12 protein-coding genes are annotated in these 12,761 nt (G+C 38.6%); 1 reads left to right on the top strand and 11 read right to left on the bottom strand.

Annotated features, from left to right (window positions below):
- Positions 1 to 125: 125 nt before the first annotated feature.
- The 10 genes from KJS37_RS05105 to KJS37_RS05060 all read right to left on the bottom strand — a co-directional run bounded on the left by KJS37_RS05105 (position 126) and on the right by KJS37_RS05060 (position 10,308).
- Positions 126 to 719 carry a flavin reductase family protein gene (locus tag KJS37_RS05105; protein ID WP_017370161.1) on the bottom strand — a complete coding sequence of 198 codons (594 nt, stop codon included), beginning with the start codon at positions 717 to 719 and terminating at the stop codon, positions 126 to 128.
- The gene (locus KJS37_RS05100; protein WP_444542915.1) at positions 706 to 1,851 is read right to left on the bottom strand and encodes a VOC family protein; all 1,146 of its coding nucleotides are present in this window, start codon (positions 1,849 to 1,851) and stop codon (positions 706 to 708) included. The genes KJS37_RS05105 and KJS37_RS05100 overlap by 14 nt, the downstream gene beginning before the upstream one ends.
- Positions 1,852 to 1,965: 114 nt before the next feature.
- Positions 1,966 to 2,748 (bottom strand): glycoside hydrolase family 125 protein, encoded by a 783-nt coding sequence (locus tag KJS37_RS05095; protein ID WP_213496170.1) that lies wholly within the window; start codon positions 2,746 to 2,748, stop codon positions 1,966 to 1,968.
- Positions 2,749 to 2,790: 42 nt separating this feature from the next.
- On the bottom strand, positions 2,791 to 3,909 hold the full coding sequence (gene purK, locus KJS37_RS05090) for a 5-(carboxyamino)imidazole ribonucleotide synthase (RefSeq protein WP_213496169.1): 1,119 nt from the start codon (positions 3,907 to 3,909) through the stop codon (positions 2,791 to 2,793).
- A 123-nt stretch (positions 3,910 to 4,032) separates the two neighbouring features.
- Entirely contained in the window at positions 4,033 to 4,518 is a 486-nt protein-coding gene (gene purE / locus KJS37_RS05085) for a 5-(carboxyamino)imidazole ribonucleotide mutase (RefSeq protein ID WP_213496168.1), read from the bottom strand.
- 2 nt (positions 4,519 to 4,520) lie between these two features.
- Complete coding sequence (purD, locus tag KJS37_RS05080; protein ID WP_213496167.1) at positions 4,521 to 5,753, bottom strand: phosphoribosylamine--glycine ligase; 1,233 nt, start codon at positions 5,751 to 5,753, stop codon at positions 4,521 to 4,523.
- A gap of 103 nt (positions 5,754 to 5,856) precedes the next feature.
- On the bottom strand, positions 5,857 to 6,549 hold the full coding sequence (locus KJS37_RS05075; protein WP_213496166.1) for a YjjG family noncanonical pyrimidine nucleotidase: 693 nt from the start codon (positions 6,547 to 6,549) through the stop codon (positions 5,857 to 5,859).
- Between the two features lie 86 nt (positions 6,550 to 6,635).
- On the bottom strand, positions 6,636 to 8,246 hold the full coding sequence (gene treC / locus KJS37_RS05070) for an alpha,alpha-phosphotrehalase (protein ID WP_213496164.1): 1,611 nt from the start codon (positions 8,244 to 8,246) through the stop codon (positions 6,636 to 6,638).
- Positions 8,247 to 8,265: 19 nt separating this feature from the next.
- Complete coding sequence (locus KJS37_RS05065) at positions 8,266 to 9,810, bottom strand: PTS transporter subunit EIIC (RefSeq protein WP_165711471.1); 1,545 nt, start codon at positions 9,808 to 9,810, stop codon at positions 8,266 to 8,268.
- A 12-nt stretch (positions 9,811 to 9,822) separates the two neighbouring features.
- Entirely contained in the window at positions 9,823 to 10,308 is a 486-nt protein-coding gene (locus KJS37_RS05060; RefSeq protein WP_165714596.1) for a PTS sugar transporter subunit IIA, read from the bottom strand.
- A 129-nt stretch (positions 10,309 to 10,437) separates the two neighbouring features.
- On the opposite strand from KJS37_RS05060, the gene treR reads away from it, so the two are divergent.
- On the top strand, positions 10,438 to 11,154 hold the full coding sequence (gene treR, locus KJS37_RS05055; protein WP_213496162.1) for a trehalose operon repressor: 717 nt from the start codon (positions 10,438 to 10,440) through the stop codon (positions 11,152 to 11,154).
- 34 nt (positions 11,155 to 11,188) lie between these two features.
- Here the strand turns inward: treR and purH are convergent, their stop codons facing one another.
- Positions 11,189 to 12,739 carry a bifunctional phosphoribosylaminoimidazolecarboxamide formyltransferase/IMP cyclohydrolase gene (gene purH / locus KJS37_RS05050; protein WP_213496160.1) on the bottom strand — a complete coding sequence of 517 codons (1,551 nt, stop codon included), beginning with the start codon at positions 12,737 to 12,739 and terminating at the stop codon, positions 11,189 to 11,191.
- Between the last annotated feature and the right edge of the window lie 22 nt (positions 12,740 to 12,761).

Genomic DNA, 12,761 nt, shown 5'->3' with positions numbered 1-12,761 from the left:
TCCCTTTTCTAAAATTATCAATTTAATTCCTCTATAATTATATTTTAAATTAAAAAGAGAGAAAAAGATAATAATATGGTTGGAAAATTAAAGAAAAATTTAGTTTCTACTTCAATTATCGGAACTTACTCTGTCGGGCGTGTAATTTCAAATGTGTTCCCTAATCTTGTATAAGCTCTACCTGACAAACGGGCAACGGGATCCAGTTCTTTCGCTTTAATATAGAGTTTTTCCTCGTCAATGACAGAATCATTCATAAGAATATTTTTTACTTCTAAGAGCATTAATTGGCTTGTTTTTCCTACAGGAATATGCTGATGAAGCACGACTTCTAATCGGGCTTTAGCATTTTCTATAGCAGGTACTTTCACTTCTTCTGACGCTGTAATTTTAATACCGAATTTTTCAATTTCACTTTCTGTAGCAGTGAGAGGTGCTGATGTTTGATTCATCGCTTCAACATTATCCATATTGACCAGATGGATAACACCTTCTTTTGTTTCCAAAAGGTTTCTAACAGAATCTTTCATCTCTGTCATGGCAATGGATACAATGACAGGATCTTTTGATACGACATTAAAAAAGCTAAAGGGCGCTGCGTTGACAAGCCCCGTAGAATTTTGGGTTGTCAACCACGCGATTGGTCTTGGAATAACCAGCCCTGAAATTAATTTGTAAGCATCAATACTGCTCATATCTTCTGGTTTAAATGCTTTCATTCTTTCTCCCTATACGACGTTCTTGAATTTTTTTCATGGTCCACAGTGGTTCTAATTTTCTATCTCGAAATGCATCTGACGTATCCAAGCGACGTAACGCAGTTGCAGTTCGTGCTTTTTCCGCTTCTGCTCCTGGAAAGAGATGAGGAGGCAAACTTAGTGAGAGACCTGCCTCGTCCGTAGTCTCATCTATCCAAAAGCCTGAGGTCACGAGCGCTTCTTCGTAACTATCAACCTTAGCTTGCCCTGAACGTACCATATCTAAGGCAGCAATCCCCGGAGTATCTGTAGCGATTTCAAAAAGTACACCGGGTGCAACGTTCACATATTCACTGGAAAAATAAAAACGTTCCACCAATCCTGAGTGAGGCATTACATATGATTTGACACGTTCAATCCAATATCTAAGCGTATCAGGATTAGCAGTGCGAAATGCAACATGGTGAACTGTGCCATAGCCTTGATATGCTCGCTGTGATTCTTTATCTTGTTCGATAATGATCGAGGCGCCATTACCTCCCTCTGCTACTTCAAAAAGTGTGAAAACCTCTTCACTTGCGCTCCTACGAAAACCAAAAACTTCTTCGAGCAATTGCTGGAAAATATTTACTTCTGACAATTTAATGAAAACAGGTCCTAAGCCTACAATAGCATGTTCAACCTCCACATTTGAAAGCTGCCAAGGTTTTCCTGGAGCAACAATACCTTGATCTTTCTCATCTGAAACTAGCTGGTACTTCTGACCATCAAAATCCTCAAACTCTATATATTTTTTACCAAAGCGCTCAGCCACCAAGCCATGTGGCACACCTGCTACAGCAAATCTTTGGCGCCAGTATTCCAAAGATACATCCTGAGCAACACGGAATGAAATACGATCAATACTATTAATCCCATGGCTCCCAGCACCAATTCCTGGAAAATCAAAGAAAGTTATATCTGTTCCAGGGTTCCCCTCTTCATCCGTAAAATAAAGATGATAAGTTTCATAATCATCCTGATTAACAGTAAGTTTTGCCAGCCGAAGCCCTAAAAGATTCGTAAAAAAATCATAGGTCTTTTGGGCACTTGAAGTAATCGCAGTAACATGGTGTATCCCACCCAATGTAAATTCCGAATTTAGTTTTGTCATTCTTATTTCTCTCATTTTTCCGTTTACACTTGTAAATATTACTTTCATTATATCATCTCTTCTATAATTTTCAAGCAACTTGCATTAAAAAATGTATCCCTTGGGATACACCTTCTAGATTTTAAAATAATTTAAGAGGAGCTGACAAAAGTACAGTTCCGTTAGGCTTCCTGTTACTTGTTCTTGTTTTATCTTTTTTAGCAGGCCGTTAAGTATTTCTTCTTTTTTATAAGAAGATATTGTCTTCATACCTCTTTGAAAAAATTCTTGCTCTTTTGATATTGGGATACTATTCGTTTTTTTCAAAAGTGCAATAACCTTAGAAGCTTGGTTTCCTAAGTCAGCGTGTCTCGTAATATTGCTAAAGATTTCTTCTAAGTGTGTAGCTGACTCAATGCACAAATCCTTCCCCATCACACCAGTTAAGTTTGAGCGTATCGCACCTTCCTCCCATACATTTAAAACGCGAGCTGAAGCTGAACTGAATAATAAGCTAAACTGACAAATTTCCTCGGTTCGCAAATAAAAGATATAAGCCAATTGCAAAGTATATGCCAAATGATAAAGTTCGAAATAGCTTAAAGAATTGTTCTGTGAATTTAAAGAAGAAGAATTTGTATTGATGAACTCAAAATGTAGCCTTAATAAACGAACAATGATATCCCTAATTTTTTCATCATTTGACGCCAGTGGCAGGAATAAACTGGCTTGCATTGCCGAGTGTTGCAACCAGAAAGTTGTATTACCTTGAAACAAAAGACAATGCTTAGTCTTTTCATACTCTTCCAAGTAGTTCACCAGTTTATCTTTGAAGGTATTTTGAAACACAACTGTCCATTCGGGATTTATTTCTTCACTCAGCGTTTCGATTCGAAAAATTGTTTTTCGACTTTCCATCGACAACCTGATCGTGTGCATCCTCTTCTTCCTTCCTGTAAATCATTCCCATATTTTTAAACGGGATATTTCTTTCAGACTTTTTGAAAAGTCATCTGTCAATATGGTTACATGCCCCATTTTTCTATCGTTCTTCGCTTCCAACTTCCCATAATCATGAATATGCCACTCTGGCCTTTCCTGAGCCAATTGCTCCATTTGGGGAACATCTTGTCCCAGAATATTGAGCATAATGGCTTTTTTCAATAGGCGAGGTTGCGGCAATTCCTCGCCGAGAATTCCCTTGATATGTAAGTCAAACTGTGAAAAATCACAAGCCTCTATTGTATAGTGTCCCGAGTTATGGGGACGTGGGGCAAGTTCATTTACATAAATCTCGCCCGCTGCTGTCAGAAACATTTCTACACAAAGTGTCCCTGAAAGCTGGAGCTCTTTAGCTATCGCCAGCGCCAAACCTTTAGCCTTTTCGCTGACCTCAAGAGGTACGGGAGCAGGAGCAATGGTACGGTGTAGAATATTATTAATATGTTCATTTTGGCAAAGCGGGAAGGTTACAAAATCCTTACCATTTCCACTGACAATTAAAGAAATCTCGCAATCAAAATCAACAAAGTCCTCTAGTACACACTCCGCACCATCTGCTAACTTCATCGCCTCTTTCAAATCCTCCTCAGATTTCAAAACAACTTGACCATGTCCATCATAGCCGCCCATTGTTGTTTTCAATACTTGTTTTTTTGTTACCTGCTCTGGAAGGTCTTGAACATTTTCTACAAGTTTCCACGGGGCTATTTTCACGCCACATTGTTCTAAGAACTCTTTTTCTAACCGACGATTTTGCGTGATTTCTAATAATCGAATACCTTGCGGAATAGCGACACAGGCATCAAGCTGATGCAAAGCACTGGCCGATACATTTTCAAACTCGTAGGTTATCAGGTCACAAGCATAAGCTAGCTTAAGAAGCGCATCCACATCAGCATATTCCGCAATGATCAGCTCATCCGAACACTTTGCTGCAGAACAGTTCGGATTGGGGTCAAGTGTAATCACTTTATGGCCCATATATTGTGCAGAGATAGCCATCATTTGTCCTAACTGTCCCCCACCAATAATTCCAATTGTTTTTTTCTTATGTTGCATATTTTTATTATAGGCCATTTTTCTTTATTTCCCCCTATTTTTTCGGATAGTTTAAAAAATAAATCCGTATATTATCCGGATTTTTGTTTACTAAAATCAAAATATTTTTACAAATATTACGCTCGTTTTTAAATTAAAAGTTTACAACAATTCTTTAGTTGAAGAGACGGATATATCGGCTGCTTCTTTTCTATATTTTTTCAATTTCTCCGCTAAGTTTTTATCAGCAAGTGCCAAAATCTGAATAGCATAGAGAGCTGCATTTTTGGCTCCTGAAGTGCCTATAGCCATACTAGCAACAGGAACTCCACCTGGCATCTGGACGATGGAGTAAAGGCTGTCTAAGCCAGATAGGGCACGTGACTGAATAGGCACACCAATAACAGGAAGCAGTGTCATTGCAGCAACCATTCCAGGCAAATGTGCCGCACCTCCTGCGCCAGCAATTATGAGCTTATATCTTTGTTGCTCCGCATTTTTCGCAAAATTCATCATGATTTCTGGTGTTCGGTGAGCGGAGACGACCTTTTTATCAAAATCGATACCGAACTCCTCCAAAATATGAGCTGCTTGTTTCATTGTCTCCCAGTCGGAAAGTGATCCCATAATTACTGCAACATCTGCCATTTTTATACTCCTTTATTTCCAATGTCTTTACGATAAAACATCCCTGTATTGTCTAATTTATCTAATTTCTCGTAAAGTGATTTTTGAATACTTTTTATCTCTTTTCCGGTTTCAGTGACCATGTATATACGTCCCCCCTTTGAAAGAAGCTGACCCTCTTTTCTTATGACACCAGCATAATAACAGTTTAAATCATGTAGTTCTGGTAGAACAACACTCTCTGTTGAGGCATCAGGATATCCCTGATTTGCTACAACTACACCTAAGGTAACTTCTTCAGTATTACAGGTCAAGTTTGGCTCTCGTCCTTGTAAGATATCCAGTATATTTTCAAAAAAATCACTTGTAATAGTTTCTAAAACCACTTGCGTTTCTGGGTCACCAAAGCGAGCATTAAATTCAATCGTTTTTACACCTTCGGATGTCAATATTAATCCGGCATAAAGAATACCCGTAAAAGGCTTATTCTCCGCTTCTAACCCAGCCACAGTTGGCTGAACAATTTTTTCTATGGCTTCTTGTACTACAGCTTCTGGAATATGAGGTACAGGTGCATAAGCACCCATCCCCCCTGTATTTGGCCCTCGATCGCCATCAAAGGCACGTTTATGATCTTGCGCAATAGGTAACGGGTATATCTTTCCATCATGTACTAAGCTAAAAAGTGAAAACTCTTCGCCATCAAGATATTCTTCTACCACAACTTTTGCTGCTTTTGTCTGGAAAATATCTTCTAAAGCAGCTTTTGCTGCTTCTAAATCCATGGCAACTGTGACGCCTTTTCCTGCAGCTAAGCCATCTGCCTTGATAACAATAGGTGCACCTTTTGTCTCAACGTAATTTAGAGCCTTTCCGAGATCCGTAAAACTCTCGTAGTCTGCTGTGGGTACGCCGTATTTTTTCATTATTGACTTAGCAAAAGTTTTACTGCCTTCGATTTGAGCAGCTTCAACTCTCGGTCCAAATATAAGCAACCCTTCGTCTAAGAAAGCATCCACAATGCCGTTCATCAATGCTGTTTCTGGACCAACAAAAGTCAAGTCTACTTTTTTCTTCTTCGCAAAGTCTACCAATAGATGATTTTCAAGTTCGGAAATAGCTACATTTTCCAGCTTTTCCTCCGCCATACCCACATTTCCTGGGCAAATAAAAACTTTCTCTACTTTTTCACTTTTTGCAAATTTTCGTGCAAGTGCATGTTCACGCCCACCTGAGCCAACAACTAAAACCCTCATATTTCCTCACTTTCTTCTCACTTCTATCTTAAGATATTTAGAGAAAAAGAAAAAGCCCCAGGGGGCTTTTCTAAATATATTCTTATTCCATTGTTCGGAATTATCAAGCGAGGACAGGTAGAGAAGGTATTTCTAATAAATCTTCGATAACACAATCTGGTGTTAAATCTTTTTTCGCCTCTAAGTGTTTAGGATTATACCAAATTGTTTTAATACCTGCATTTTTTCCGCCTAGGATATCCGTAGCCAAGGTATCACCAACAATCGCAAAATCTTTATCCGCAGCATGATCGATATGTTCAAATACATAATCAAAGAATTCTTTTGATGGCTTGTGTTTTCCAATTTCTTCACTGATAAATATTTCTTTGAAATATCCGGCAATACCAGACTCTAAAATTCGTGGACGAGAAACTTTTGATGTACCATTACTAACAATGTACATTTCTGTAGCTTCTTGCGCTAAGCGATCCAAAAGTTCCATAGCATGGTCCATCAATTCATGACCTTGAGCCAAGTGAAGTTGGTACGCTGCATCAACAGCCGAAGCATCGTAAACTTCTTTAACTCCCAAAGCTCTAAAAGCATTAGCAAAACGTGTAGAAAGAAGTTCTTCACGACTGATTTCTCCTGCCTCGTGACTTCGCCAAAGTGCCTTATTTTCACGCGAGTAGATAGCTCTGTTTTCTTTTGTATCTTCAATATCGTATTGCTCAAAAATTTTACCTAAAGCCGTGTACTCTGCCTTATCAAAATCAAGAAGTGTGTTGTCTATGTCAAAAAGTAATACAGTCATTTTCATCTCTTTCTAAAAATTTATGATAGCTCTAGTTTAACGATTTCATCGTTTTTTTTCAACAAAAGAGACTTTTATGGCTAGCACTATTTGGCTAATAAAGCAACTGACTGATAAGGCGCCAGTGTTTCAGACTTGTATGAGTCATAGTTATTTACAAAGACTTCGACATCTTCAAACCCTTGTGGTAAGCTAAAGTTCACACTGTGATTGGCAAAGTTATTCAACACAAGTAAACGTTGACCTTCGTATTCACGCACAAAAGCATAAATGTGCTCTGAATCTTTAAGTGCAGCTTTATAATCTCCCTCAGAAATAATTTTTTCCGTTTTTCGTAAACGAATCATTTCTTTATAGAAATTATAGATTTCTCCGTTTTTATCTCTTTTCAGGTTAACGTCGGTATGTTTGCCCAGCTTCAGCCACGGCTCTCCTTTACTAAAGCCCGCATTTGTACTATCGTCCCATTGCATCGGTGTTCTTGAATTATCACGTGATTTACTGCTGATTATTTCAAATGCTTCGGATTCTGTTTTTCCTTGTTTCAAAAGTCTTTCGTAAGCATTCAGAGCTTCTAAATCTTGGTAATCGGTGACAGAATCATAATCAGGATCAATCATACCAATTTCTTCACCCATATAAATAAAAGGTGTACCACGGCTGAGATGAATCGCAGCAGCCAACATCGTCGCTCCTTTTATACGGAAATTTTTCACATCCACAAAACGATTGAGCGCTCGAGGTTGATCATGATTATTCCAAAATGTAGCATTCCAGCCGCCACCTTGTGACATTTTTTCGCCCCATTCATGGAAAAGCTCTTTGAGCGCTTGAAAATCAAAGGGAACTTTGGTCCATTTATCACCATCTTTGTAATCTGTTTTTAGATGGTGGAAATTAAAAACCATACTAAGTTCTCTTCGCTCTGGTTGTGTATAGAGAATACTGTTTTCGATTGACGTTGAGCTCATTTCTCCCACAGTTATAGCATATTCGTCTTGGCCAAAAGTAGCCGCATTGAGCATTTTCAGATATTCATGAGTGATTGGTTTATCAGTATACTCAAATTTCCCATCAAATTCTGGATTATTTTTAAGTATTTCATCTTTTCCAATAACGTTAATCACGTCGAAACGAAAGCCTGATATACCTTTATCGCGCCAAAAATTGACAACTTCAAACAGTTCTTTGCGTACATTGGGATTACGCCAATTTAAGTCGGCTTGAGAAATATCATAAAGATGAAGATAATATTTACCAGTGTCGCCAAATGGTGCCCAAGCATTGCCGCCAAATTTTGACATCCAATCCGTAGGCTCATCTCTAATAATGAAGAAATCTTGGTAATATTTATCACCGGCAAGTGCTTTTTTAAACCATTCATGTTCTGTTGAAACATGATTCAAAACCATATCCAGCATAAATTCAATACCTAACTCTTTACCACGCGCTACCATTTGATCAAAATCTTTAAAATCACCAAATACTGGATCTATATTAGTATAGTCAGAAATATCATAACCATTATCTCTTTGCGGGCTGGGATAAAAAGGATTAAGCCAAATCATATCGATTCCTAATTCCGCCAAATAAGGTAATTTTTCCGTTACTCCTCTGAGGTCCCCAATACCATTTCCCGTAGTGTCGAAGAATGATTTAGGGTAAATTTGATAGATGACTTTTTCGCTCAATGTCATAGTTTTTTCCTTTTGTTTCTTATTTATTTACGGCTGATTTAAAGACGTTTTTCTTTTCAAGTCCTGTTCCCATTGTATCTGAATCTTTGAAACCAAAGAACCATACCAATGTCATGGATACAACAATACAAACAGCTGTCGCAATCCAAAAGTAGATAAAGTTGTTAGGGTTACCTGCAGCATGAGTCAAAGGATTTGTTGTTGCAGCAAAGTTAGGGAAACCAATAAGTGAGCCTGAGAAGCCATACATATGCAGATCAAATAAGCCAGCAACCGCAGCGCCTGCAGCTGCACCAATCGAACTCATAATGAAAACACGAATATATTTCAAGTTAATCCCATACATGGCTGGCTCAGTTACCCCACAAAAAGCCGAAATCGCTGCTGGTAAAGCTAACCCTTTAAGACTTTGTTGGCGTGTTTTAAGAAAGACAGCTAGAGCACCTGCACCTTGTGCCAACATTGTAAAGGAAACAATCATATTAATGTTTGATTCTCCTGTTGTTACGATTTGTTGCGTCAAGATAGGAATAACCAACCAATGGAGACCAAAGATAACTAGAACTTGGTAAAGTCCACCAATAATTGCTCCTGCTATTGTGAGATTAAGATTAATCAATCCTGTAATGACTGAAGCAAGCGCAGAGGAAACAATACTAATTACGGGTCCTACCAACAAGAGTACTAATGAAGCCACAACAAAGAAAGTAATCATCGGTACAAAAATCGAACGAAGCGCTAAAGGCATGTGTTTCTTAAGCCAAGCACCGATTGGTTTAGCCATCCAAGCTGCTACAATAATCGGGAAAATAGTATAAGCATAATTTGGCAAGCTAACAGGAATATTAAAATAACTTGTATTAAAAGTTACGCCAAATAATTCCATGACGACTGGTGCTTTTCCAGCTACAATCTCTCCTTTCTCAATAACATTAGGTGCTGCAACTAAGCCTTGTAAAGCAGGGTGAATCATAAATCCACCAACTGCAGCCACGACAAATGGGTCTGAACCTAACTGTTTAGCAGCAGCATAGCCGACCAAGACAGGAAGAAAGTAGAATGGTGCCATCGCCATTGTTGAAATAATAATATAGGTTGGATCTGTCGGACTAATAAGTTCAAAAATATGGTTTCCTTTAACAAACATGTTAAGAATCCCATTAATCATACCACCAGCAGCTAATAAACCAATAATCGGCATCATTGACCCCGTAATTGTTCCAACTACAACTTGAAAAGCACGAATGATTGGATTTTTAGAAACTTTTGTTTCCTCGACATTTTCACTACTTTCACCATCCACTACACGACTCCCCAACTGGGCAACAATTTCGTCATAGACATCCTCAACGGCTTGACCGATAACTACTTGGTACTGCCCCAGATTTGCATTGTAGACAACACCGGCAACACCATCCATTGCTTCAAGCTTTTCATTATCTGCTTTTTCTTTGTCGACTAAATAAAAACGTAAGCGTGTAATACAGTGAATTACCTTTGTGATATTTTCTTCACCGCCAACAGCAGCAATGATTTCTGTTGCTAATTTTTTGTAATCTGCCATGTTTTCTCCTTTTTATTTTGCAGTTGCTTGACCCAACATATCACCTGCTTGAGCACTTCCTTTTTTAACGGTAAGACTATTGAGCATTTCATTTGTATTTGTAATTAAAATCATACTCGTAAGTGGTAGACCCGCTGCTTCCACTTCTTTCCAATTGACCTGTCCCAGAGCATCACCGCCGTCGACTATATCGCCTACCTTAACCTTAATCTGAAAAGGTTGTCCATTTAAACTTACTGTATCAATCCCTAAATGAAGCAATACTTCTAAGCCATCTACACGCTTGAAGCCGATAGCATGTCCTTGTACTAGACTGACTTCTCCTGCTACTGGACTGACAATTTCAGTACTTGTAGGTTCAATAGCATAACCATCCCCCATAACTTTTTTGGCAAATACAGGGTCGGAAACCTTTTCCAAGCCAATAACTGTACCTGCTAAAGGTGCATAAAGATTTTTATCTTCACTCACAATTTTTTTCTTTCCAAAACCAAACACTTTTATTCTCCTTTAATAAAAATAAATCACAACTTGTACGTACAAGTTTATAATAGCAAAATGAAAGCGGTTTTGCAAGCGGTTATATTTTTACTTTAACTTAAAGTGCTTTTTTGTTACACTTAGATTATGAAAAAGTACGAAATTATTCTTCGGGATTTGGAAAAAAAAATCCATGATGGAAGATATCCCGAAAATGAGCTCCTGCCCAGTGAAAACCAGCTTACAGTGCTCTATCAAACTAGCCGCGCAACGGTACGACAAGCACTAAAAATCTTGGAAGAAAACGGGATTATTCAACGCCGTCATGGCTTTGGCTCCATTGTTATTCCAAGGGAGAGATTGATGTTCCCCATTTCAGGTTTAACTTCTTTCAAAGAGCTCAAAGACTCTTTAAACTTCAGCTCAACTACCGAAATATTAATTTTTGAAAAAATAACTGTAGATAAAGAACTCTCAGAACTTTCTTTTTTTGAAGAAGGTACTCAGGCCTTTCACATCCTCCGTCGACGAAATATTGATGAGCAGTTTGTTATCCTAGATCGTGACTACATCTTAGCTTCTACAGCACCCAATATGACAAGAGAAAAAGTAAAGTCTTCTCTTTATTCCTACCTTGAAGACCAAGTTAACCTCGACATTTCATATGCTCAAAAAGAAATCACGATTGACTTCGCCAACGATGAAGACAAAACTTACTTGGATTTAAACCCAAAAGACCGCCATGTCGTGAGTGTGCGCAGTCATGTTTATCTCGCCAATAATAATGTTTTCCAGTACACCGAAAGCCGACATCAAGTTGATAAGTTTCGCTTTACGGAATTTTCTAGACGGCAGAAACACTAATAAAAAAAGCTAAACTCTCGTCTAGCTTTTTTTATTAGTGACGGAAATGTCTCACGTCTGTAAAGACCATTGTGATGCCATACTTGTCACAGGCTTCAATGACTTCTTGATCGCGAACGGAACCACCTGGTTGGACAATCGCTTTGATGCCAGATTTGGCAATCTCATCAATATTATCTGCAAAGGGGAAGAAAGCATCAGAGGCAAGCACAGCATTATCTAGATCTTTTTCCTGCGCTGCTTCAATTGCTATTTTCACTGAAGCTACACGGTTGGTTTGACCTGGCCCAACCCCAAGTGTTTGATGTTCATTTGTGACAATGATACCGTTAGACTTCACATATTTGACCGCTTTCCATGCAAATTTTAGCGCTTCCCATTGTTTTGTATCTGGTTGAGCTTGCGTTGCTACTGTCCAACTTTCTTCTTGTTCTGCAACAACATCTTGCTCCTGTACTAAGACACCTCCAAGCACACCTGTAATCATCGCTTCTTTTTCTGATGCACCAATTTGTTCAAAATCAAGCGTAAGCAAACGAATATTTTTCTTTTTCGTTAAAATTGTTAGTGCTTCATCAGAAAATGCCGGTGCAATAATGATTTCTAAAAAGATTTTGCTCATTTTCTCAGCTGTTTTTGGGTCAACTGGACGATTTAAAACGACAATACCTCCGAAGATTGAAACAGGATCTGCTTCATAAGCGTAATCCCAAGCTTGCCCAATCGTCCCCCCTTGACCAATGCCGCAAGGATTCATGTGCTTAAGCGCCACAACAGTTGGTTGCTCCGTAAAATCACGCGCAATTTGCAAGGCTGCATCTGCATCACGCACATTGTTGTAAGATAATTCTTTACCGTGTAATTGCACACTTTGCCCAATCGAATAAGCAGTTGGAAGGGCATTTTCATAAAAATCTGCATCTTGTTGTGGATTTTCACCATAACGCATCCCTTGTTTTAAATCATAGGTCAATGTCAGCTTTTCAGGTTTCTCCTCCGGAGCAGAAAATTTTTCTGTTAAATATTGTGCAATGAGCGCATCATAAGCAGCAGTATGTCGAAAAACTTTGGCAGCCAAACGTTGACGAAGTCCTAAGCTTGTTTCACCAGCTTTTTCGAATTCTTCGAGAACCATAGCATAGTCACTTGGATCAACAAGAACAGTAACGTCTGCATGATTTTTTGCTGCAGAACGTAACATTGAAGGACCACCAATATCAATATTCTCGACAATTGTTTGATGATCAGCTCCTGACAAGAGTGTCTCTTTGAAAGGATAAAGATTGACAACAACCAAGTCAATGGGTGTAATATTGTGCTCTTCTAAGGCAGCTAGATGGCTGTCCAAATCACGTCGTGCCAAAAGTCCACCATGAATCATTGGATGTAATGTTTTCACACGTCCATCCATCATTTCCGGAAACTGCGTCACTTCTTCAATCGCTAAGGTTGCAATTCCTGCTTCATCCAAAGCTTTTTTAGTTCCGCCAGTTGAGATAATTTCAAAACCGAGTTTACTTAAAGACTCAGCCAATTCAACAATTCCATTTTTATCCGACACACTGATAAGCGCACGTTTAGTCATTTTTATTCCTTTTCTATTTTTA

It is taken from the genome of Lactococcus formosensis (assembly GCF_018403745.1).
Taxonomy (GTDB): domain Bacteria; phylum Bacillota; class Bacilli; order Lactobacillales; family Streptococcaceae; genus Lactococcus; species Lactococcus formosensis.
This window is presented reverse-complemented; position numbering and strand designations above follow the sequence as displayed.